Raw genomic sequence first — 25,108 nt, forward strand, 5'->3', positions numbered from 1 at the left:
CAAGAGCAAAATCCTCTTAGTAACACTATAAATTCAATGCAACACAACCCTCTTTTAACATCTCTATAAAACAACAAAGCCCCACTCATCTCAGGACTTTTTACCCCTTAAATCAATCTCAAAACAGCAAGCTTCTACAAAGACCTAAGCAACATACTCACACCTCTACCAGTCTCTTTTATTTAGAATTTCAATTACAAATCCAAAAAAGAGAATTAACCAAATAACCACCAAACCATCTTAGCTTTAAAGCATATCCACAAAAACCTCAACCTTTATCAAACACTTTTCATCACCCTACACATTTCACGGATACTCCCACAAAAGAACACCCAATCCCCTTTTAACCTCTACTCAAAGTCCATTTAATCTCTACTAATTTCATAGAATTTAAATATACCTTGAATGGACTTTGAATTGACTTTGAACAGATATTACATGCTTTACCTACACTTCATCACAACTTTCACTAAGAGCCTAAACAGGATTAAATACCAAGTTCCAACCTGATTTCACAATACGAAACAAATGCCTACAACCAACCTAACCACTTACATACCAACAACCTAATAAAAAACAATCCTACTTAAATAAAGAACAAAAAACTAATTATAAAAACAAAAAAAAGCCCACTTTCACAAGTGGGCTTCAAATTATATCAATCTATTACTTTTCAACTAATATGGTTTCGCATCATTACCCTCGTAGTAATTTACAAAAGCTTGATTTACGACACGCTTACCTCCATCTGTTGGATAGTTTCCTGTAAAATACCAATCACCCTTATTCTTTGGACACGCAACATGAAGATTTTCAACTGTTTGAAATATAATTTTCACATCAGACTTAATCCCCTCATCTTTCACCATCTCTGCGATTTTGGCCGAAATCTGCTCATCAGTGAACGGAGCATAAATCTCTTTCACATAATTCACTAAATCCCCATTCGCTAAACCTTCTTGTGCTTTAGACTTCTTATAAACCTCTTCCACTATATCATATTGATCAGTATCTTGTAAAAGCTCTATCGCAGCTCTAAAAGCAATCAACCCCTCTAAACGAGCCATGTCAATACCATAACAATCTGGATAACGAACTTGAGGTGCCGCAGAAACCACAACAATTTGCTTTGGATTTAAACGATCCAACATTCTGATAATACTTTTCTTTAAAGTAGTACCACGAACAATACTATCATCGATAATAACCAAATTATCAGTAGGTTTTATAACGCCATAAGTCACATCATAAACATGAGCCACCAAATCATCGCGACTACTATCATCCGTTATAAACGTACGCAACTTAGCGTCTTTTACTGCTATTTTCTCTGAACGTAACTTAACAGACAGAATCTCCTGCAACTTCTCTTCTGTTAAACCCTCTTTATTAGCTAATATATCTGCAATCTTACGCTGATTTAAAAAATCTTGTGCTCCCTCTACCATTCCAAAGAAAGAAGTCTCAGACGTATTTGGTATGTATGAAAACACTGAATTATCCGTATCATTATCGATTGCCTTCAATACTTCTGGAAATATCAATTTCCCCAAGTCTTTACGCTCTTGATAAATCTCCGCATCATTACCACGTGAAAAATAAACTCTTTCAAAAGAACAAGCCAACTCTGGTAGAGGCTCTAATATTTGTTCAAAACTAACACTAGCATCCTTCTTTATCAAGATAGCCTGCCCTGGCTTCAACTCTTTAATAGACTCATATGGCACATTGAAAGCCGTTTGAATTACTGGTCTCTCAGAAGTCACAACAACAATTTCATCATCTTCATAATAAAAAGCTGGCCTGATTCCCGCAGGATCACGAAACACAAAAGCATCTCCATGCCCTAACATTCCAGCCATCACAAATCCTCCATCCCAGTTCTTCGAAGCTCTGCGCAAGATTCTTCCAACATTCAAACGTTCCCCAATTAACGGAGAAGCATCTCTTTTAGAAAAACCTTCTTTCTTAATATCATAATACAAATCATTGATTTCATCATCCAAGAAATGTCCGATTTTCTCCATAACAGTAACCGTATCCGCCATTTCTTTTGGATGTTGCCCTAAGCGAACTAAATCATTGAAAAGCTCTTTAACATTCGTTAAATTAAAGTTCCCTGCAACAATTAAATTTCTGTGCATCCAGTTGTTTTGACGTAAAAAAGGATGAACACTCTCTATCCCATTCTTTCCAAAAGTACCATAGCGAACATGTCCTAAATACACTTCTCCAACATATGGAATATGCTTCTTCTGCAAATCCACATCATCAGCATACTCTGGATGATCTTCAAGTTCTTTATTAACACGATTATTCAACTGTGAAAAAATATCCTGAATAGGTTGAGCATCATTCGAACGAACTCTACTAATATAACGCTCACCCGGATTCATATCTAATTTTATACTTGCTAACCCTGCACCATCTTGACCGCGATTGTGCTGTTTTTCCATTAGTAAATACATTTTTTGAATCGCATAAAATGCCGATCCATATTTTTCTTTATAAAAAGATAGCGGTTTTTTAAGTCTTAAGAAGGCAATTCCGCATTCATGTTTTAGCGCGTCGCTCATAGCTATATTGTGTGGTTTGTTGTATTTTAAATAAAAAAAGCCCCATAATGAGGCTTCGGAAATCCGTTATTCTGATAATTCGATGTCGAATTGTGTTAACATTTTGAATTGTTGTAATCTATCCTTCACTTCAACTTTTGCAATCTCTTCCATTCGTTTTGTTCCAAACTTTTCTACGCAAAAGGACGCTAAATTAGACCCATAAATAATAGCATTCTTCATATTCTTAAATGAAATATTACTACTCTGCGCTAAATATCCTGCAAATCCACCTGCAAATGTATCCCCTGCTCCTGTCGGATCAAATACTTCCTTTAAAGGCAATGCAGGAGCAAAAAAGACATCATGCTTATCAAAAAGCAAAGCTCCATGCTCTCCTTTTTTAATAACTACATATCTCGGCCCCATTTGACGAATCACCTCTGCCGCTTTAACCAAAGAATATTCTCCAGATAACTGTCTTGCCTCTTCATCATTAATAGTAATAACATCTATGCGCTTCATAACTTCTTTAAGTTCTTCTAAAGCACAGTCCATCCAAAAATTCATAGTATCTAACACCACTAATTTTGGCTTCTCTGTCATTTGATCAAGTACGCTAATTTGAGTATTAGGATGTAAATTCCCCAACATCACCACATCTGCATCCTTGAAGTTTTCAGGAACTACTGGATTAAATTCAGCCAACACATTCAGCTGTGTATCCAAAGTATCTCTTGAATTCAAGTCGTTATGGTATCTTCCACTCCAAAAAAACGTCTTTCCTCCAGATACTTTTTCAACACCTGTTAAATCGATATTTCTACTAGATAATAAATCCAAATATTCTTGTGGAAAATCATCGCCTACCACTGACACTATTGCTGACTGCACTTTAAAATGAGAAGCCGCAAGGCCAATATAAGTAGCTGCACCACCTAAAATCTTATCTGTTTTTCCAAAAGGGGTTTCAATAGCATCGAAAGCTACAGTACCCACTATCAATAATTTATTCATGTTTATTACTAAGAAATGAAGATGCAAATATACTGCAAACTACATAGAACACAAAAAAGGCGTTCCTAAATTAAACAGAAGTTTCAAAAAGAATTATCCTTGTTCCTCTTTCTCATAATACTCATCAACCAAAAGTCGTGATTTCTGAGCCGCAGCAACCGCTAATTGATCACAACGTTCATTCATAGGATGATTATTATGTCCTTTAACCCATTTAAAACTCACCTGATGCTGTCTATATGCTCTCAAAAAACGCATCCATAAATCTGGATTCTTCTTACCTGCATAATTCTTTTTCTCCCAATTAAATACCCAACCCTTAACAACAGAATCAATCACATATTTTGAATCCGACACCACCAATACCTTAGTACCAGTATTCTTCAATTTTTCTAATCCTACTATGACAGCCAGCAACTCCATTCTATTATTAGTGGTCTTCCTATACCCCTCAGAAAATTCTTTAAAAATACGACGTCCAGCCCATTCTAATATTAACCCATAACCACCTGGCCCAGGATTCCCCCTAGATGACCCATCAGTATATATAATAACTTGTACATCTGTCATTATTTCGAATTCAATAATTTCTCAATAACCTCCGGAAAATATCGATGCTCTAATACCTGAACAGCTTTTGCAACATCTTCTGCTGTGTAAAAACTTTCCACCGGTGTATGAGCCTGAAAAATCACTGCCCCTTCATCATAATTTTCATTTACAAAATGAATGGTAATACCCGTTTCTTTTTCGTTATTAGACACAACAGATTCATGAACATGCATCCCATACATACCCTTACCTCCATATTTTGGTAACAAAGCTGGATGAATATTAATAATTTTATTAGGATACGCCTTAACCAACTCCTCGGGAAACTTCCATAAGAACCCAGCTAAAACAATTAAATCTGGATTAAAATCCCTTAAACGATGCGCTATTACACCCTCTTGAAGGTCTTTCTTGTCAAAAATAACAACTTCAAGTCCTCTTTTCTCCGCTTTTTCTATTATCTTAGCATTAGGTTTGTTTACCAAAACTATGTATTTGTTATTTTGATGTTTTTCTTCAAAATAATTTACAATATTCTCAACGTTAGTCCCTGAGCCGGAAGCAAATAAAGCGATGTTTTTCATTTAAAAAAGAATAAAAAATATTAGATTCGTGCAATTTGACTACAAAAAAAAGAATAATAACCGACAATAAACAGAAAAATAGGTAGAAGTATTAATTATTTTTATAATTTCGCACCGACAATTAACATGTAAAAAAAGGATTTAAAATAAAGTTTTTTATTTTTGCCTTTAGAAATTAAATTTAAAATTAAAAATTATGTCAGACATTGCATCAAGAGTTAAAGCGATTATCGTTGACAAATTAGGAGTTGACGAGAACGAAGTTGTAGCAGAAGCAAGCTTCACTAATGATTTAGGAGCTGATTCACTAGACACTGTTGAGCTTATCATGGAATTTGAAAAAGAATTTGATATTCAAATCCCAGATGACCAAGCAGAAAACATTGCTACAGTAGGTCAAGCTATCTCTTACATTGAAGAGGCTAAAAAATAATAACAAACAACCCACGTGTTAATCTTATCACGTGGGTGTTATTATTTTTTAAATCAGACAGATTTTAAAAAACGGAAAAGGACGGATTGGAAACAATCTAAAAAATAAAAAATCAAACAACCCAATGTTTCCTTTTTGTTATAAAAGTGAAAATTGGGATTTTTTTTTATAATCACAAACAAACTATAAACATATTTTTATGGAATTAAAGCGAGTTGTTGTAACAGGTTTAGGTGCCCTTACCCCTATTGGAAATAATATTCAAGAGTATTGGAATAACCTAATTAATGGAGTAAGCGGAGCTGCACCCATTACATATTTTGACGCTACAAATTTCAAGACTCAATTTGCTTGTGAATTGAAAAACTTTAATGTTGAAGATTTTATAGATAGAAAGGAAGCTAGAAAGATGGACCATTACGCACAATATGCAATGGTAACTGCTGACGAAGCTATTCTAGATTCAGGTCTAGACCTAGAAACTTTAGATAAAGATAGAGCTGGTGTAATCTGGGGATCAGGTATTGGAGGATTAGATACTTTTCAAAATGAAGTAACTAACTTCGCTAATGGAAATGGTATTCCAAGATTCAATCCTTTCTTTATACCTAAAATGATTGCAGATATTGCTGGTGGACATATTTCTATAAAATACGGTTTTAGAGGACCAAACTTTACAACAGTTTCTGCTTGTGCTTCCTCAACAAATGCCATCATTGACGCATTCAATTACATTAGACTTGGACAAGCAGATATATTCTTAACAGGAGGTTCTGAGGCTGCCATCACTATAGCTGGTATGGGAGGTTTCAATGCAATGCACGCTCTTTCTACACGTAATGACGACCCGAAAACAGCTTCTAGACCAATGGATAAAAATCGTGATGGTTTTGTTCTAGGTGAAGGTGCGGGCGCTCTAGTTTTAGAAGAATACGAGCACGCTATAGCACGTGGAGCAAAAATTTACTGCGAAATTGGCGGTGGAGGTATGTCTGCTGATGCTCATCACATTACCGCTCCTCACCCAGAAGGTTTGGGTGCTAAAAATGTAATGCTTAACTGCCTTAGAGATGCAGGTTTAAAACCTACAGATGTAGACTGTGTTAACCTACACGGAACGTCTACCCCATTAGGAGATATCGCTGAATCAAAAGCTATTCAACATGTATTTGGAGAACACGCATACACAATGAACCTAAACTCGACAAAATCGATGACAGGACACCTACTTGGTGCAGCAGGAGCAATTGAAGCTATTGCTTCAATTCTTTCTATTAAGCACGGAATTGTCCCTCCAACTATTAATCATTCTACACCAGACGAAAACATTGACCCTAAATTAAATTTCACATTTAACAAGGCTCAAAAACGCGATGTAAAAGTTGCTATGAGTAATACTTTTGGGTTTGGCGGTCACAATGCTTGTGTACTTCTAAAAAAAGTAGATCTATAATAATTTTTTCGCTAAGGTGAACTTATTTAAAAAAATATTCAAAGGTTCCCGTACCGTTAAGGATAACGGGAACTTCTTGAAAGAAATACAATCCATTATTGGTGCCAAACCAATTTGTATTCGTTATTACGAAATCGCTTTCACTCATCGTTCTATGAACCTGACAGATGAAAACGGCAACGCAATTAACTACGAACGCCTAGAATTTCTAGGTGATGCAATGCTTGGATCCGTAATTGCCTCACATCTATATCTTCAAGTTCCAACTGGCGATGAAGGCTACCTTACCAAAATGCGCTCTAAAATAGTAAATAGAGAAAACCTAAACCGCATTGGCAAAAACTTAAAGCTTATTGACCGAATTGAAAGTAAATTGACTAATCAACAATTTGGTGAAAACATTCACGGAAATATTTTAGAAGCACTAATTGGCGCTATCTATCTAGACCGGGGATACCCTGCTTGTGAAAATTTTATTCAGGAGAAAATACTCGCTAACGAAACAGACATTCAGAGATTAGAGACCAAAATCACAAGCTACAAAAGCTTGCTAATTGAATGGTGTCAAAAAAACAAACATAGTTTCAAATACGACACCTATGAAGAAGAAACCGCCGAACACATAAAGTATTTTGGCGTTAAATTATTCATCGACAATAAGGTAATTGCTAAAGCCAGAGCTACTTCTAAAAAGAAAGCAGAAGAAAAAGCTTCACAGAGAGCTTATTTTGTTCTACAAAATCAATTTACAGGCAAAAGGAATTAATTAATATTAGTTTAATACCGAAGCACATTCAATTCACTTCATTAAAGCAATAATTGTCGTATATTTGCTCATTCATCAATGGCTTTATGACTGCTCACAAAATAAACATAGACGATTTTGACGATTCTGATTATAAAGTAATAGCAATTCATTCTGGACTAGAAGATTTCAGAATAGCTTACTTTATCAACAAAATTTTAAACACGCGTTTATCTATATGCCCTGAACAAATAGAGCTTAAAGTTGAAAACACATACGCCTTATTCAATCACTACAGTTATACAGATTTAGATCATGACGTTTTATGGAATCTAATTCCTAATAAAACTCATTTTCAATCAGTAATAAAAGAAAGTACCTCTTTATTTAATGAGCAGGACACAGCCTTTAGGTCTTATATCTACTTATTACCTGAATTAAAATCAGTTGATTTCTTATTAAAAATAGATGATATTGACGAAGCTTTCGACATAGACTTGGTTATTGATAAAATTAAGACATTACGATTCGTTAGCTTGGTGTATGAATTGCAACAAAACAAAATAAAAAACAAAAACAATCTAATTTTCTAAGATATGTTAACACAAAAGAAAACAAAGATCGTAGCCACATTAGGACCCGCTTCAAGTAGCCGTGAAGTTATTCACAACATGATTAAAGCAGGTGTAAATGTTTTTAGGATTAACTTCTCACACGCTGATTATGCCGATGTAGAAGAAAAAATTAAAATCATCAGAGATTTAAATAATGAATTCGGTTATGCGACTTCAATTCTAGCAGACTTACAAGGACCAAAGCTCCGAGTAGGTATCATGAGTGAAGACGTAGTTGTTTCAAAAGGAGATATTATAACTTTCTCAACAGCGAGCGAATTCAAAGGAACAGCTTCAAAAGTTTACATGAACTACAAGAAATTCCCTACAGATGTAAACGTAGGTGAAACAATACTTTTAGATGATGGTAAATTAATTTTCGAAGTAATTGAAACCAATAAATCGGATGAAGTAAAAGCTAAAGTCATTCAAGGAGGTCCTTTAAAATCTAAAAAAGGAGTAAACCTACCTATGACTAAAGTCTCTTTACCTGCATTAACAGAAAAAGACATTCAAGACGCAATATTTGCAATAAAGAATCAAGTAGATTGGTTAGCACTATCATTTGTGAGAACCTCAGACGATTTAGAAGACCTGAGAAACCTTATCAATCAACACTCTGAACACAAAATTCCTATTATTGCAAAAATAGAAAAGCCGGAAGCCGTTAAAAACATCAACAAAATAATTGCATATTGTGATGGACTAATGGTAGCAAGGGGTGACCTAGGTGTAGAAATACCTGCACAAGAAGTTCCATTAATTCAAAAACAATTAGTTCGCGCTGCAAAAACTGCTAGAATCCCTGTAATCATAGCAACCCAGATGATGGAAACGATGATTTCAAGCCTGACTCCTACAAGAGCTGAAGTAAACGACGTTGCAAACTCTGTAATGGATGGTGCAGACGCAGTAATGCTTTCTGGCGAAACTTCTGTTGGTAGCTACCCTGTTGAAGTAATAGAAAAAATGAGTCAAATTTTACAAAGTGTTGAAAACTCACCTTTGATTAAAGTTCCTCAAAGTCCACCGCAGATAAAAACTATTAGATATATCACTAAATCTATTTGTTTTCATGCTGCTACAATGGCCAATGACATCGAAGCTAAAGCAATTTGTACATTAACAAATAGTGGCTATACAGCTTTTCAAATTTCATCTTGGAGACCAAACTCAAACATATTGGTTTTCACCTCAAATAAAAGAATCTTAACACAGTTAAGCCTTCTTTGGGGAGTTACTACCTTTTACTACGATAAATTCGTTAGTACAGATGAAACCATAGAAGATATAAACAATCTTGCTAAAGAACACGGTTTTGCTCAAACTGGAGACATGGTTATAAATCTTGCAGCAATGCCAATTATTGAAAGAGGTATGGTTAACACTTTGAGAATCTCTGCAATAGAGTAACATTTCATAAAAATACCAGCTACTTTCAATTCAAAAGTAGCTTTAATAAAAAAGCGAGAGCTGCATCATTTGATACAGCTCTCGCTTTTTTATTATTAAATCAGATTTAATCAGAAACTATACAACACCGTCACATTCGGCATAAAACTGAGCTAAGAATCCTTCCATATATTTATGCCTACTCTCCGCTAGTTGCCTACCGGTTTCAGTATTCATCAAACCTTTTAACAACAACAATTTTTCGTAAAAATGATTAATTGTCGGTCCTGAATAGTTCTTATACTCTTCTTTCGTCATATTCATTCTCGGCTCTATAGATGAATCATATATAGCTCGATTTTTAAAACCCCCATAGTTAAAAGCTCTAGCAATACCAATTGCCCCAATCGCATCTAATCTATCAGCATCCTGAACAATCTGAAGTTCCAAAGAATTAAAGTCTCTTTCGAAATTTCCGCCCTTGTAAGATATGTTTTTTATAATTTGAACTACATGCTCAACAATCTCATCATCTACTCCCAAACCCACTAAAAACACTTCAGCTTTGCTAGGACCAATCGCCTCGTCACCTCCATTGAATTTACTATCAGCAATATCATGTAATAAAGCCGCTAACTCAACTACAGTCCCATCACACCCTTCCTCACCTTTAGCAATCATCTTAGCATTAACATACACCCTATGTATATGATGCCAATCATGACCACCTTCCGCTCCTTCTAAGGTTTCTTTTACAAATAAAATAGTATCTTCTATATAATCCATAAACAACCTTACTTAATAAGCGCTGGTCTTACCCATTTGAAAATATGAGGTTCCGATTGAATTACCATTCTATCAGCAATACGAGTCATTCTATCAGGAAGCTTAATTAGATAATCTCTAGCCTTTTCTGCTTCATCCGTAAGGTTATTAAGCTTTTCAATTTGCCATTTATCAATCAACTTCTTCATGATATCAATATAGTCATGAGCTGTGTAAACCCCTATTCTTTGTGCCGAATCAGAAAACAATTCAAACGCATCTCCCATTTTACCCCCTGATTCACGAATAAGGTTTGCAGGCATAACAATCTTCCTTTTCATCATATAATGAAATGCCAATAACATTTCACTAGGATCAACTTTAAAAATCCTATCCACAAACTCTGTATAAGCATGGTGATGACGCATTTCATCCCCTGCAATCAATCTACATATTTTTGACAACTTATGATCACCATATTTTTTAGCCAATTGAGCAACTCTATTATGTGAAATGTAAGTTGCTAACTCTTGAAAACTAGTGAAAACAAAGTTTTTATAAGGATCGCGATCTGTACCTGGATCAAAACCATCATTCAATAAATGGTGTGTAGTAATCTCTACTTCACGCATATTAACTCTTCCTGATAGATATAGATATTTATTTAATAAATCTCCATGTCTATTCTCCTCCCCTGTCCAATGACGAATCCATTTTCCCCAACCGTTTCCTTCTTCTTTCTGATCTACCCCTTCAACGTCCATCAACCAAGATTCATAGGTAGGAAGAGCTTCCTCTGTTACAGTATCACCTACTAAAACTACCCAAAAGTCGTACGGTAGTTCTTTTGCATACTCACGTAACTCTTTTACGTCTTCCATAAATGTTTCACTTTCCGAATCCGGAAGTAAATCAGATGGTTGCCATATTTTCTCAACAGGTATCAAATAGTTGTCTACGAAAGTATCGATATTTTTCTCTAAGAAGTTCATAACTTCAAGACGAACATTTTTAATTGACATAATTTAGATGTTTTTCCTACAAACAATTTTCTCCGAACTCAACGTCTCCTGATTGCACAGCCTGTAGCTTATTTATACTTTTATTTTACTGATGCTTTAATAGATTCTTCTGTTTTCATAAACAACTCCTCAAAGCTATAATCTTTTACTTTTAATGGTGCATGTACTAAAACTGAGACTTTACTACCTAACCCCATCGGAAAGTTTCCATATCTCGTTAACTTCCATGAATTATTGATCGTTATTGGGACTACTAATGCGTTCGGAGCGTATTTACAAAGCATCTTCAATCCATTTTCAGAAAACCGTTTAGGTTTTCCATCCCTACTTCTCGTCCCTTCAGGAAAAATCACAGCCGACCTATTGTATTCTGTGATATATTGCCCGAGACTCTTAATTGCTAATAACGCTTGCTTCGCATCTTTCCGATCAATCAAAACGGAACCACCATGCTTTAAATTGTAAGAAATACTTGGAATACCTTTTCCCAACTCCATCTTACTAACAAACTTAGGATGCCATTGTCTTAAATTCCAAATGATATCAGGTACATCAAACATGCTCTGATGATTTGAAACAAATATCACCGCTTGATCTTTAGGTATTTCAGCCTCAAAATCAACCTTATAGGTAGTCCCTAAAAGATTCGTACATCTTAGTAAAAAGAAGTTTAGATAATCTACGCTTTTCTTATGAGCCTGGTAACCAAATAGATTAAAACAAAGCCATTGTATTGGGTGAAAAACCAATAAGAAAAATATAAAAATCAAATAAAAAAGAACACTTATTGGATAAGAAATAATCTTTAGCATTGCATGTTGTTTGGTTTCCAATCAGCAAATATACATCTAAAAAAAAAACCACCTAAGGGTGGTTTAATTATTTAACAATATTCGTTATAAGCATCCTTTAAGTTCTCCGCTATTGCTTCGGCTGGATTACCCTCAATGTGATGTCTTTCTAACATATGCACTAACTCACCGTCTTTGAACAATGCCATAGATGGAGAAGAAGGTGGAAACGGGAACATAAGCTCACGAGCTGCATTTACTGCATCCTTATCTACTCCTGCAAACACTGTTGTAATGTGATCTGGTTTTTTACCACCCACCAAACTCATCACAGCACCTGGTCTTGCATTTCTAGCAGCACAGCCACAAACTGAATTAACCACTACTAAAGTAGTACCTGTAGCTTTAACTGCTGATTCTACTTCTTCTGCGGTATATAAATTCTTAAATCCTGCATCAACTAACTCTTGACGCATTGGGTTTACTATTTCTTCTGGATACATAATATTTAATTATAATAAGTTCTTTAGCAAAGTTACGTTATTTTGTTTAAGATGTATAATTCACTTTCATAAAGTAATGTTATTCCATGACACTATTACGGTTTTTTGGCTTTTTCTTCATTTTATTTAACCAGATAAAAATTCCAGTTATAGGCAAACTAGTTGCTATTAAACACACTATAAAATACAACACTTTAGAAAACGTTCCATAAATAGTCCCTAAGTGTAAAGGTTTTATCTGTGCAGCTATCTTCTCACCTAGAGTTTTATCACCAAAATACTCTACCTTAATAATATCTCCTGAATACTGGTCAATGAATACTTTGTCAAAAACAGTTTCATTAAAACGACTTAATTCGTTCTTATGAACCTCAATTACACCTTTAGATTCTTTTGGAAATGATATGGTTGTCGTTCTAGCATCATAACTCAATATCTCATTTGCCACATTTAAAGCTTCCTTTATATCTATCGTTTCCTCTCCTTCAACTTCAACAGATTCTAATTTCGTTTCTGATCTATCAAAAACCTCAGTACCCAATACTACACTCAACCCACTACGATACCAGTCAAACGACCAACATAACCCTGAAAAAGACATCACCAATATCAAAAACAAAGAATAAAACCCAAGTGTATTGTGTAAATCATGATTAATTCGCTTCCACTTAGCATTAAACTTGATTTTGAATCCTGATTTAAAGCTTTTCCATCCTTTTATTTTCTTTGGAAGCCAAAGTATAAGTCCTGAAATAGAAAGTATCACAAAAATTATAGTTGCCCACCCTACAATTGGTCTACCAATACTAGAATCCAACAACAACCATCTATGTAACTTAAATACAGTCATGAAAAATTCTGACGCAGGTCCTTTTCCAGAACCCAGTATTTCTTTCTTATAAGGATCTACATACAATGTTTCACCTCTTTTTCCTTTTTCTTTTGCAGCTACAGAAAACTGAACTGGTTCTAAAGGATTATTTCCTACTGTAACACGTTGAACTTTCAAACCCGATTCTTGAGCTACGAACGCTGTTAACGCATCTAAATCATAAGTCTCTACTATAGCTTCCTTTAAAGAATACTTGTCTGGCTCTATGAATCCTTCAATCTCTGATTTAAAAGTATAAATAGTACCTGTTAGACATACTATAAAAAGCACTAAAGCACTTGCAATCCCCAACCATAAATGCGCATCATTTATGAACTTTCTAAACGTGTAACTCTTCTTATTCCCCATTGTATGAATCTATAAAAGCACAATACACGGCTCAGAAAACCGTGTATTTAAGCAATGTAAAAACTAACTATATTTAAAACTTGTATGACAATTGTACTGCAACATTTCTAGGGTCTGTTTCATTGATATATCCTCCTCTATAATAAGAAGTATATCCTGTTTTATCAAAAATATTATTGAAGAAAACGCGAAGAGAAGCTCCTTTATACGCATAACCAATCTGTGCATTAACAGTAGTATAATCCGGCATATCAAACGGTTTCACACCTGGCTCAGTACCGTGTCCATCTGATACCATCTGATGCTCATTAACTGGTCTTTCCCCAACAAAATAAGCTCCAGCTCCTATCGACAGCCCCTTTAAAGCTCCTTGTAAAAAACGATAATGTAACCATCCATTTGCTGTATGCTCTGGAGCATTCATAGGCGCTGAACCTTCCACATATGCTGGACTATCTGTATATCTAGCAATAAGATTCGCATATCCCAGCATCACTTCTAAATTATTCGTAATTCTACCCGTCACATCTAACTCAAAACCATTTCTTTTCAAATCCCCTGCAAGTATAAATGTCTTGTCTAAGGGCAAGTTATTTTCATAATATTGAGCTGACAATCCAGAATTATTTATAAAGAAATAAGTAAAATTCACACCCAAACGCTCATTCAACCAATCTGATTTAAACCCAAACTCTAATTGTTTTGTATCTGAAGCACCTGCAAAACCACCACCAAACAAGGCATTACTTGAAGTTCTTAAATTTGTTGTAGTTGTATAAGAAACAAATGTATTAATATTTTCTGTAGGTGATAATATGATACCTACCAATGGATTCCAACGATCAATAGTTGCATTTTCTTTCATATTACCATTCATTCTACTATAACGGATCCCTAGCATTAATTTTAATTGGTCAGAGAAATGTAGATAATCCTGCACCATAAACCCAATAGTTGGAGTGACCTCAACCACCTCACCTTGTCCTTCAAAACGAACATCAGAAGGTAGGTCGTTATCAATAGGTTTCGTAACATCTACAACATCAACGTACTTACCCTTATCAATTTCAACACCATCTTTAAAAGTTTTAAAAGTTTCTGTCCCTAGCCTTCCTTCTCGATAATCAAATCCAATTTGAAAAGTATGCTTTAAAAAACCTGTTTGAATATCTCTTCCTACTAAATCAATCTGAAACAAAGAATTCTTATCATCTCTATAACTTTTAGAAACATTCCGAGCCCTTAACTCAGGTGTATTTTTAAATATACTTAAACCTAAGCCTAATGTTTCTGATTCTGCATTTGAAGTTACTGATGTTACGTTCAAACTCAACTTATCTGTCAACTGTCTTTGAACACGTGCAGTATAAGTCATGGCTTTAACATTATAATTATTCTCTTTAAACCCTAAAAAATTATCCTTAGGCATTTTATACAATCCATTTTGACTATCAGGACCTAAATTAACTGTACCATTATCAGGAGTAGCATCACTATTTAAGTAATCCATTTCCAAAATAATAGATGTTTTATCATCTGGACGCCATTCCAAAGATGGATTAACATAAAACTTCTCATGCTCTACATTTTTTCTAAACCCATCTCCTTTTTCGTATGCTCCATTAAATCTAAAAGAAACTGTTTTTGCCTTATCTAATATTTGCTCGAAATCTATTGTTGGACGAATCTGATTCCAGCTTCCTGTACGGAAAGCGACCTCTGTTTGATTTCTGAAATTAGGTGTTTTAGTCACCATATTGATAACTCCACCTGCACTACCTAAACCATTTCCAATCCCTTGTCCAATTGCAGCAGATCCTTTAATCACCTGAATACTTTCAATACCTTGCATATCGACAACTCCAGCTCCGGTTCTAAAATCAGAGTCCATCACAACCCCGTTTCTTAATACTGGTGTACCTCTATAACCACGAATTGACATACTTTCACGTACACCACCATAACTAGCAAACTGTGTTACCCCCGCGACGTTACGTGCTGCATCAGTAATACTCAAAGCTCCTTGTTCCTTAATAACAGCATCAGAAACTATTGAAATACTCTGAACTTGGTCTTTTATTTTTAATGGTAATCGAGTTAAGTTCTGAACTTTCTTTTCGTTTTTATTACTTCTACTATAAAGCTCAATTGCATCTAATTCATTAGTAGAAGCCTTTAGTGTAAAATTCTGGATAGTCTCATTTTCTTTAACTACCAATATTCTAGATACAGACTCATATCCAATTAAAACAGCATTTATTGTATGTGTGCCATTTCCAATTTTTTGAAGTTTATACTCTCCTTTATCATTAGTATGAACACCAATATTAGTTTCATTCACATACACCGTTACAAAACCTATAGGCTTATTGTTTTCATCAACTACTTTTCCCTTAACAATTCCTGTTTGTCCGAAACCTAGGCTGATGACAAAAAGGGTCAATAAGATGCTTTGTAATAATTTCATATTGCTGTATTATTTAGACTCATTTAAAATTAAGGCAAATATATAGTAGCAGATAATTAACCACAAACTTTATTAAGACTTTTTTTAAATAAGCAAAATTCAAAATAAAACCAATTTATACATCATTAATAGTCTTTTTAAGTTTTAAATAAATAAACACAACATATTTTATCTAAAACATACAAACTATTGATTTTAATCTTAAAATAGTAATTAAATAAAAAACACAACTCTACTCCTAATTCGCTACTTAGAGTCTATAAAAATCTAACATAACAAACAAATTCAACTCTTAAGCTCACTTTATAGACAACATAAATTATTAATATGCATTGTAATATTTCTTTTTTAAACACAATGAATCTTAATACTTAGAAAAAAAGACAAGTTAATTTTAAAAAAAAAGCCAGCTTTGAGCTGACTTTTCACAAGGACTATATAAGACGATCAACTCTTAACAAGCATCCTCGATTTAAATTATTAGACATTACTTTCATCGAAAAGTCAATGAAAAAAATGTTTTTAAACATCTCTTTTTTAAACCCACACCCATTTTTCAATAACAATGCTTAATGTCTCCCAAAAAAAAGCACCATTCTGACAATGGATGTAAATTAAGAAATTACTGCACGTGGCTTAACATCCCGTTAAACACAACGCTTTAATGTGTATCCACCTACTTGTTTCAATAGCAAATGTCTAATAACTATTAACTAACAAATTCAAAATCAAATGATTTATCAAAAAAATACATTGGCTATAGAAAAAGAGAGACCCAAAATCTTTATGAGGATATGGTAACTATTTAAAACTAATTGGGCCCCTCTCTAACAAGTTTAATTCATTATTTTTTGTTTTTGGGGTTTGGTTATTATTTTCTTTTTCAAATATTTAGAATTCAATTACTACAAAGAGCGTAGTGATTAAATCATTCAAGAAATAAACATAAAATAGGAATGAAGTGTTGATTGTTTAAAATGAAGTTATAAATATTGAGGACTATTAAAAACTCCCAAAACAACCAACAACTATTTACATTCCCTTTTTACAAATCCGCCCTGATATTAGATTGAAGAGATTAACATGCAAAAGGATTCGCTGTCCTAATACCAGAATTTATACTGTAATAAGAAAAAAACTTAAAACGAACTCGGTGTTTACAGATTGGCGGATTGTGTAATTATATATGATAGATAATAAAATCAAGAATTAATGACTTTACAAAACACATCTTAATAACTTTAATATTTTAGAATGACCTAATAAGATTCCAAGTCCTATAGGAAATCATCACAAGAATTAATCAAATATTTATATTATGAATATTACTCTTTTAGATTGTAATAAAATCGAGACCAACTCGAAAATAGATCTTTATGACAATAACTAAACTTAATGAGTTTTAATTATTTCAATCACCATATACTGTGGAAAGTACAGCTATATACATCCAACTACCAAAAACACTGAAGAATATAGTGAATAGTAGTTGTTCATTTTAATCATCTACAAATTAGTAACGTAGATAAAATTATGTTCAAAATTATTTTGGAAAGCACAATGGACAATCTATGCGTCATTAAAAATTAAACTTTCACTTTCTTTAAATATCACACAATAAAATACTTCTGTAGTAATAAAGTATTTTCAATTATTCCAAAAGCATTTAAGATTACTCTAGGAATTTCGCTAGAACATAAAGATCATTAAAAGAATATTATCTAGAACTTATTCTTTTTCAAGGTTTAGACACCTTCAATTTCTTTATTTCCTTTATCAAAAGTGTATTTTTGTAATACATCTCAATCATTAAGTAGATTTCAAATTTCAAACCAGGTTAATCTGAATTCCCCTCTTAATTATCTTCTTTCTACTCCACAAATATAATCAAAATACTTTGTTACAAAAATGTTTTTCTATTTATTTTTTAATAATATGATTAATTTATGTTAGAACCCGTATATTCCGTGGCTTTATAAGGTATAATATTTTTAATAAATATTTTATTTTCAATAATAACACCCTAAAAACTCCTATTCATTATCTTTTCTAGTCTGAATTAACTAAAGAAATTAAAAGTAATAAAAGGCGTCCTCAATATGGTTTAACTCCCATAAATTCAAGTTTTTATAAACTCCTACAATATCAAAACGAACCTCTTCTCTTCGATTTTTAAAACAAATGTATTCGTTTGTCGCTTTAACTATCTTTCTTATTTTTCTCCTATCCACAAATAATTCTGGTTCTCCATATTCTAAAGAGGTTCTTGTTTTTACTTCAACAATAACCAACCTAGAATTAAAAAGTGCAACTATATCTAACTCTCCGAAACGTCCACGCCAATTGACATCAAGTATACTATACCCCTTGTCTATTAAATATTCTACAGCTTTTAACTCCCCCTCTTTACCTAAATCGTTATGGGCAGCCATTTAACTCCATTTAATTTTAACAGAATTCTTATTCACATCAAGCTGCACAACAGACCCGAACCTTAAGGCCCAATTGTCTATTCCGTGTCCAGCAGGAAAATCAAAAATAATAGGAAAACCGTATTCCTCACTTATTGCAGTAATAATTTCGACTGCATTTTGTCCAAAAGGAATACTATTATCATGCATATCAGTCATCCCTCCAACAATCATCCCTCCCAATTCTTTGAAGTAACCATTCCTTTTCAAATTATACATCATTCTATCAATGTGATACAAATATTCATCTAGATCCTCTATAAACAATATCTTATCGCTAGTATTTAATGAAGACCTCGAACCTAATAAACTGTAAAGAATAGACAAATTCCCACCAACTAGAATCCCTTTTGAAATACCTAATAGATTATTACAATTTGGACTTAGCTCATAACAAATTGACTCTCCAAACAAAGCATCTCTTAGAGAGTCTTTGCTCTTATCGGTTGCCTTCGGGACACTAAATGCCATGATTCCATGAATACTTTGAACCCCTTCATTATGAATCTGACTGTGAAAAACTGTTACATCACTAAAACCTATTATCCATTTTGGATTTGTCTTTAGAAGTTCGAAATCTATTACATCTACTATACGGACTGAACCATAACCACCACGTGCGCACCAAATTGCCTTAACATCTCGGTTCTCTAACATAGCATTGAAATCCTCTGCCCTTAATTCATCACTACCACCTAGCTGATGATTATCTTCACCTATTGTCTTTCCATAAATTACTTTTAGTCCCCAACTTTCCATTAAGGAAGCAGCCGATTTTGCTTCTTCAAAACTAAACTTTCTAGCAGTACATACTATTGCAACTGTATCTCCTATTTTTAAAAATGGAGGTTGTATCATAATTCGAATTTTTACAAACTTATAAATTTAAAACATATTGAAAGATCCTCCAGCTTAAAAATCAAAACGCAATTGCACTCCAACAACCTTTTTATGCTCTTTATCATTTAAATTAGAAACGGACACTCCAATAAGTCTAACGGAATCTTTTAATCTTTCTTGGAAAAGCAATGCCTTAGTATTCTCTAATAAAATACTCTTATGTGACACAAAATAAGGCAGAGTAACACTTCGCGTTTGCTGCGAGAAGTCAGAATACTTAATTTTCAATGTTATTGTTTTTCCTGATAAGTCCTGTTTCTGAAGTCTTCGTTCTAAATCCCCAGTAATGCTCTCCAATCTATCTATTATGAAAATTTCTGAAGAAAGATTTTCTTCAAATGTCCGTTCCGTACTAATTGACTTTATCTTCCTATCAGGTCTCACGGCTGATAGGTGTATTCCTCTAACTATCTGATAATAATGTTTTCCTGATTTACCAAAATGAGCCTCTAAGAACTCTTCAGTCTTCCCCTTTAAATCCCCTCCTGTAAAGATTCCAAGCTTATACATTTTATCTGCAGTAACTTTACCTACACCGAAGAATCTCTTAACTTCCAAATTTTCTAAAAACGGAATTACCTCTTCAGGATTAATAGTTTTTTGACCATTAGGTTTATTATAATCACTCGCAATTTTTGCTAAAAATTTATTAATTGAAATACCCGCGGAAGCGGTTAGACCAGTTGTTTCAAAAATCTTAGTACGAATTTCTTTTGCTATCAACGTAGCACTTAACATATTCTTTTTGTTTTCAGTGACATCTAAAAATGCTTCATCCAACGATAATGGTTCGACTAAATCCGTATATTCTAAAAATATACTTCTAATTTGACTTGATATTTCTTTATATCTAGCAAACCGAGGAGGCATGAAAATCAACTCAGGACATCTCTTCTTCGCCAAAACTCCACTTATAGCACTCCTAACCCCATACTTTCTCGCCTCGTAACTAGCTGCCGCAACAACACCCCTTAACTCACTTCCACCCACAGCAATTGGTTTCCCTCTTAATTCGGGAAAATCCAATTGTTCTACCGATGCATAGAATGCATCCATGTCTATATGAATAATTTTACGGCTCATAAGGTTAGTTACATTACAAAAGTAACAAATATGTCAAACTACCATCATTTCATTGATTTAGTAATAATATAAAACATACTAATTTACCCTCAATTAAAACGTTACTGTAATAACAATTCTTTTTAACTTTGTATTTACAAGCCGCATCTAGAATATGGATTTCCACATATACATTCAGGAGATTTTTTCATACTCAAGTAAATTTTTCCTGCCGGAAAGATTATTTGTTTTATTACTATGGAAAATAATTTATAATCAATATTTTGGATTCAAATTCCCTTTTAATAATTTTCGATTATGAGTGATTTCTTACTTCAAGCATTTGTATTCTTATTCTCAGCAGTCATCTGTGTACCCATTTCTAAGAAACTTGGAATGGGATCCGTATTAGGATATCTGTTGGCTGGAATTTTAATTGGCCCTTTCGTTCTAGGGTTTGTAGGAAAAGACGGAGCAGACATTATGCATGCTACTGAATTTGGAGTCGTAATGATGCTTTTCCTAGTGGGATTAGAATTAGACCCCAGAGAGTTTTGGAAAATGAAAAGCCAGATAATTGGATTAGGAGGGTTACAAATCTTAGGTACAACCTTTATAACAACAATTGTTGCACTCTTTATTCTAGATTTAAGCTTTGCGACCTCGCTTACAATAGGTTTTATTGTAACGATGTCTTCAACAGCTATTATACTACAAACAATATCAGAAAGAGGGCTAACTAAAACAAGTGCAGGAAAATCAAGTTTTTCAGTTTTGCTATTTCAAGATATAATGGTAATTCCAATTTTAGCTATTATACCATTATTAGCAGCTACTAATAAAATTGAGACAACAACAGGTCATCAAACGATACTTGATGGATCTCCAGTTTTTACTAAGACATTAGTTATAATTGGTGCAATAGGACTCATATATTTCTGTGGAAACTTCATTGTTAACCCACTATTCAAGTCAATAGGAAGGTTGCAAGTAAGAGAGATTTTTACAGCTTCAGCGCTTATGCTTGTTATCGGAGTATCACTTTTAATGCAATTTGTAGGACTAAGCCCTGCACTAGGGGCATTTATAGGAGGTGTTGTATTGGCAAACAATCCTTTTAAACATCAATTAGAAAGTGATATTGAACCATTTAAAGCTCTCTTATTAGGTGTTTTTTTTGTAGCAGTTGGATCTACTATTAATTTTGGTATCATCATTGGTCAACCCCTTAAAATTGCAGGATTAGTATTCGGCTTTATGTTCATTAAAGCGTCTGTCTTATTCATAATTGGTAAATTAAAAAAGTTTAGTCGAGATCAAAACTTTCTTTTTGCAATATTACTTTCACAAATAGGGGAATTTGCATTCGTAATACTAGCATTGAGTAAAAACATAAAGATAATCAATCAAGAATGGTACGACTTACTCTTAGCAACTACTGCCCTATCAATGGTAATTACACCTATTCTATTACTATTAAATGAAAAATGGATTTCTCCATACCTAGGACTAACCACCAATTCTATTCCCGATAAACCTTATGATGATTTATCTGATTCATCAATCACTGCAAGAAAGAAAATAATTATTGCAGGATTTGGTGACTTCGGAAACACTATTGGAAGACTTTTACAAGCTAATGGAGTACCAACATTAATTCTAGATAATGACCCCATTCGAGTAGAAAACCTCAGGAAACTGGGATTTAATGTCTATTATGGAGATGCCACACAAATAAACATACTAAAATCCGTCGATGCAGACGATGCAGATTATATTATTGCGGCTATGGATCCTCCTGAACTAAACCAGCAATTGGTCGCAATCATGAGGAAGCACTTTCCTAAAACCGAAATTATTGTTAGAGCAAAAAACAGACACTACGCATACGAATACCTAAGAGATGGTTTGACTGAGGTGTATAGGGAAGCATTTTTTTCGGCAGTGTATGTCGGCGGTGTGATGTTAGAAAAAGTAGGCTTTACTCATGAAGAAGCTAGTGTACAAAGTGAATTATTTATAAAAAGTGATAGAGAGTCATTAAGAAAACTATCTCAACACACGCATAATTTAGAAGACTATTTCAATCTATCACGAATGGAATTTCAAGAACAAAGTGAAATGTTAAAAAGAAATCTCAAAGAACGAAAGGAAAAGGACAAAAGCAATGATAAAGAATCTTACTAATATATTTTTATAACTAAAAAAGGTCTGTAATAAAGTTAATTACAGACCTTTTTTTATTTTCTAATCAAAACATTTAAGTTATTACTTTCCATGTTTAAACAATTCTATAGTATAATCAAGGAGTTCAGAAGTGCCTGGCGTCCCATGACCTGGAATAACTAAATTCACACTCGGAAACTCATGCTTAATTCTTTCTACAGTTTTAGACCATTCTACAACATTTGCATCCCCTAAATAACCTTTGTCAGCATTTAATTCTTTTATTAAACATCCACCAAAAAGAATATCCTCGCTTGGAAAGTAGCCTACAATATTATCCTCTGTATGTCCAGGACCAAAATATTTCGCCACTACAACCTTGTCACCAACATTTAAAGTCAGTGCATTATCAAAAGCATTGGTAGGGACAGAATAACCATGTTTTTTAGCCAATTCAATAGTTTTAGAATTAGCATACGAAGGAATATTATGATGCTTAAACGCGGAGAGCCCTCCTAAATTATCCTCATGAAAATGAGTAGTTATCACAGCTTTAACCGTACAGCCCAAAGTAAATCTAATCCAGCTAATTAATTCTTGAGAAGATTTATTATCAGTAGTTGTATCAAAAATAACAACCTCATCGTTATTCTTTACAATCATTCCATTACATGGAACAAGACCAAAATCATTAGTTTTTAAAAAAGACGTATGTAAGAAAGTGTTTTTCGATAATTCTGTAATTATTAAATCCTGAGATTTATAAACAACAATTGGAGTTACAATACTTGATCTCTGAGAATTACACCCTACTAACAGTATGAAAAGCAACAACATTGAAATAGAGTGGAAGACATTTTTCATAGAATATTTCATTTCGAATTATTTGTCTTCCAAATTTAGTACGCTTTATTTGACAATCAAAATATACCGAGCCTATAATTCTCTTAAAGTTCTAAAAGATTTGATAAATAATCATATTATAATCCCGCTTGAAGAATAAAATATCTTAAAAACTGAATTTTACACTATTTTAAATGTCTTTTTCATAAGATTAAGTTACATCTTTTTTGAGTAAAAAAGATGTAACTTAATCCGAGAAATCTTATTAAGCGTAAAAGTATTCTCTCAAATATTTTATACTAGAATACTTTAAAATCCGTTATGGTTTGGTCTAGCATACTTCCATTAAGTATAAACAAACTAAAAAGAAGATCTGACGATCTCAGCATCATGAAATCAAAAACTTAGGTGTAATTCCTTAAAGTTTTCCACTCATACATATTTATAGAGAGATTGGCATAACAAAAATGTTTTCGGTCCTGTCCCTACTGATTTTATAGGTCCCGCAAATTCAGTACTCAAAGCAGAAATACCATTTACTATTCATCACAATACTCCTTCTACCCCATCATACCTAATGACTACTATATATGTAGCTGTAAACAGAAAAACAAAAATGGAAAGAATACTTGGTGAAGACGACAAACATCTCCACTTAAAGCTCTGAAAGCAATATCTGTCAAAGCCACATATCAATAACAAGAGGAGAAGATAAAAAGGTCTATAAAAGCCGGGAAATTTGCAGACTTAACTATCATCAATGAAAACCCGCTGAAAATAAATCCTAAAAAATTAAAAGATATTATAGTACTAGTGACAATAAAAGAAGTAAAAACAATTTTTCAACGAAATTAAAGTAATCAAGATTTTACATACAAATTACTTGCAATCTTCTTGGTAATAGTCAATTCCCTTTGGTCAATCTCCAATGTATATGATTGGTCAAAAGGTTCTATATTTAATATTTTTATGTCACTACCTAAAGCAATCTTCTGCTTATCTAAATATTGAAGGAACTCACTTGAGGAATCTTTTACTCCTACACATACGCAAGCAGTACCAATTTCAATTTCTGACAACAACTTTTTCTCTACTGATATTATCTCACCTTTTGAATTTGGAATTGGGTCACCGTGAGGATCTTCTGTAGGAAAACCTAGAAAAGCATCTAGCTTATTCACCAATTGCTCCGATTTAATATGCTCTAACTCTTCAGCTACTTCATGAACCTCGTCCCAATTAAAACCAAGCTTTTCAACTAAGAAAACCTCCCAAAGACGATGCTTTCTAACAATCATTTTGGCTGCCATCATACCTGAAGCTGTTAAACGAACACCTTGATATTTTTGATACTCTACTAAATCTTTATCATCCAACTTTTTAATCATATCTGTCACCGAAGAGGCTTTAGTTTCAATACGTGAAGCAATTGCATTAGTACTAACCCCTTTCTTATTATTTAAGGAAAGATGATATATAGTCTTGAGATAGTTTTCTTCTGAATAAGTAAGCATAAGCAAAATTTGAAATACA

Annotated in this window: 21 protein-coding genes; 6 read left to right on the forward strand and 15 right to left on the reverse strand. The window is 33.5% G+C overall.

Annotated elements, in window-relative coordinates:
• Positions 1 to 677: 677 nt before the first annotated feature.
• From BM024_RS02910 to purN, 4 genes are all read right to left on the reverse strand, one after another.
• Positions 678 to 2,576 carry an amidophosphoribosyltransferase gene (locus BM024_RS02910; protein WP_090677957.1) on the reverse strand — a complete coding sequence of 633 codons (1,899 nt, stop codon included), beginning with the start codon at positions 2,574 to 2,576 and terminating at the stop codon, positions 678 to 680.
• A gap of 66 nt (positions 2,577 to 2,642) precedes the next feature.
• Complete coding sequence (locus BM024_RS02915; RefSeq protein ID WP_090677958.1) at positions 2,643 to 3,572, reverse strand: PfkB family carbohydrate kinase; 930 nt, start codon at positions 3,570 to 3,572, stop codon at positions 2,643 to 2,645.
• Between the two features lie 93 nt (positions 3,573 to 3,665).
• On the reverse strand, positions 3,666 to 4,142 hold the full coding sequence (rnhA, locus tag BM024_RS02920; RefSeq protein WP_090677959.1) for a ribonuclease HI: 477 nt from the start codon (positions 4,140 to 4,142) through the stop codon (positions 3,666 to 3,668).
• Entirely contained in the window at positions 4,142 to 4,708 is a 567-nt protein-coding gene (purN, locus tag BM024_RS02925; RefSeq protein ID WP_090677960.1) for a phosphoribosylglycinamide formyltransferase, read from the reverse strand. The genes rnhA and purN overlap by 1 nt, the downstream gene beginning before the upstream one ends.
• Before the next feature lie 196 nt (positions 4,709 to 4,904).
• Between purN and BM024_RS02930 the strand changes: the two genes are divergently transcribed.
• The 5 genes from BM024_RS02930 to pyk all read left to right on the forward strand — a co-directional run bounded on the left by BM024_RS02930 (position 4,905) and on the right by pyk (position 9,366).
• Positions 4,905 to 5,141 carry an acyl carrier protein gene (locus tag BM024_RS02930; protein WP_002988156.1) on the forward strand — a complete coding sequence of 79 codons (237 nt, stop codon included), beginning with the start codon at positions 4,905 to 4,907 and terminating at the stop codon, positions 5,139 to 5,141.
• Between the two features lie 199 nt (positions 5,142 to 5,340).
• Positions 5,341 to 6,594, forward strand: a complete 1,254-nt coding sequence (gene fabF, locus BM024_RS02935; RefSeq protein WP_090677961.1) for a beta-ketoacyl-ACP synthase II — start codon at positions 5,341 to 5,343, stop codon at positions 6,592 to 6,594.
• A gap of 16 nt (positions 6,595 to 6,610) precedes the next feature.
• On the forward strand, positions 6,611 to 7,360 hold the full coding sequence (rnc, locus tag BM024_RS02940) for a ribonuclease III (RefSeq protein WP_090677962.1): 750 nt from the start codon (positions 6,611 to 6,613) through the stop codon (positions 7,358 to 7,360).
• 86 nt (positions 7,361 to 7,446) lie between these two features.
• A complete protein-coding gene (locus BM024_RS02945) occupies positions 7,447 to 7,932 on the forward strand; it encodes an IPExxxVDY family protein (RefSeq protein ID WP_090677963.1) in 486 nt (161 codons plus the stop codon).
• Positions 7,933 to 7,935: 3 nt separating this feature from the next.
• Positions 7,936 to 9,366 carry a pyruvate kinase gene (gene pyk / locus BM024_RS02950; protein ID WP_090677964.1) on the forward strand — a complete coding sequence of 477 codons (1,431 nt, stop codon included), beginning with the start codon at positions 7,936 to 7,938 and terminating at the stop codon, positions 9,364 to 9,366.
• A 117-nt stretch (positions 9,367 to 9,483) separates the two neighbouring features.
• Here the strand turns inward: pyk and BM024_RS02955 are convergent, their stop codons facing one another.
• The 9 genes from BM024_RS02955 to dinB all read right to left on the reverse strand — a co-directional run bounded on the left by BM024_RS02955 (position 9,484) and on the right by dinB (position 20,587).
• Complete coding sequence (locus tag BM024_RS02955) at positions 9,484 to 10,131, reverse strand: HD domain-containing protein (protein WP_090678091.1); 648 nt, start codon at positions 10,129 to 10,131, stop codon at positions 9,484 to 9,486.
• An 8-nt stretch (positions 10,132 to 10,139) separates the two neighbouring features.
• Entirely contained in the window at positions 10,140 to 11,132 is a 993-nt protein-coding gene (locus BM024_RS02960; protein ID WP_090677965.1) for an acyl-ACP desaturase, read from the reverse strand.
• An 80-nt stretch (positions 11,133 to 11,212) separates the two neighbouring features.
• Positions 11,213 to 11,944 (reverse strand): lysophospholipid acyltransferase family protein, encoded by a 732-nt coding sequence (locus tag BM024_RS02965; protein ID WP_090677966.1) that lies wholly within the window; start codon positions 11,942 to 11,944, stop codon positions 11,213 to 11,215.
• Between the two features lie 71 nt (positions 11,945 to 12,015).
• Complete coding sequence (locus tag BM024_RS02970; RefSeq protein WP_090677967.1) at positions 12,016 to 12,426, reverse strand: BrxA/BrxB family bacilliredoxin; 411 nt, start codon at positions 12,424 to 12,426, stop codon at positions 12,016 to 12,018.
• Positions 12,427 to 12,505: 79 nt separating this feature from the next.
• A complete protein-coding gene (locus tag BM024_RS02975) occupies positions 12,506 to 13,666 on the reverse strand; it encodes a PepSY-associated TM helix domain-containing protein (protein ID WP_090677968.1) in 1,161 nt (386 codons plus the stop codon).
• A gap of 73 nt (positions 13,667 to 13,739) precedes the next feature.
• The gene (locus BM024_RS02980; protein WP_090677969.1) at positions 13,740 to 16,133 is read right to left on the reverse strand and encodes a TonB-dependent receptor; all 2,394 of its coding nucleotides are present in this window, start codon (positions 16,131 to 16,133) and stop codon (positions 13,740 to 13,742) included.
• 2,072 nt (positions 16,134 to 18,205) lie between these two features.
• Positions 18,206 to 18,565, reverse strand: coding sequence for a YraN family protein (locus BM024_RS02985; RefSeq protein ID WP_090677970.1), 360 nt, complete (start codon positions 18,563 to 18,565; stop codon positions 18,206 to 18,208).
• Positions 18,566 to 19,462 carry a S66 peptidase family protein gene (locus tag BM024_RS02990; RefSeq protein ID WP_090677971.1) on the reverse strand — a complete coding sequence of 299 codons (897 nt, stop codon included), beginning with the start codon at positions 19,460 to 19,462 and terminating at the stop codon, positions 18,566 to 18,568.
• 54 nt (positions 19,463 to 19,516) lie between these two features.
• A complete protein-coding gene (gene dinB, locus BM024_RS02995) occupies positions 19,517 to 20,587 on the reverse strand; it encodes a DNA polymerase IV (RefSeq protein WP_090677972.1) in 1,071 nt (356 codons plus the stop codon).
• 297 nt (positions 20,588 to 20,884) lie between these two features.
• Between dinB and BM024_RS03000 the strand changes: the two genes are divergently transcribed.
• Positions 20,885 to 22,753: a monovalent cation:proton antiporter-2 (CPA2) family protein gene (locus BM024_RS03000; RefSeq protein WP_090677973.1), complete on the forward strand. Its 1,869-nt coding sequence runs from the start codon at positions 20,885 to 20,887 to the stop codon at positions 22,751 to 22,753.
• Positions 22,754 to 22,834: 81 nt separating this feature from the next.
• Here BM024_RS03000 and bla read toward each other — a convergent pair whose 3' ends face one another.
• Both bla and BM024_RS03010 read right to left on the reverse strand, forming a co-directional pair.
• Positions 22,835 to 23,596, reverse strand: a complete 762-nt coding sequence (bla, locus tag BM024_RS03005) for a subclass B1 metallo-beta-lactamase (RefSeq protein WP_090678092.1) — start codon at positions 23,594 to 23,596, stop codon at positions 22,835 to 22,837.
• Between the two features lie 839 nt (positions 23,597 to 24,435).
• Entirely contained in the window at positions 24,436 to 25,089 is a 654-nt protein-coding gene (locus tag BM024_RS03010) for a metal-dependent transcriptional regulator (protein WP_090678093.1), read from the reverse strand.
• Positions 25,090 to 25,108 lie beyond the last annotated feature (19 nt).

It is taken from the genome of Myroides guanonis, assembly GCF_900114085.1.
Lineage (GTDB): Bacteria > Bacteroidota > Bacteroidia > Flavobacteriales > Flavobacteriaceae > Flavobacterium > Flavobacterium guanonis.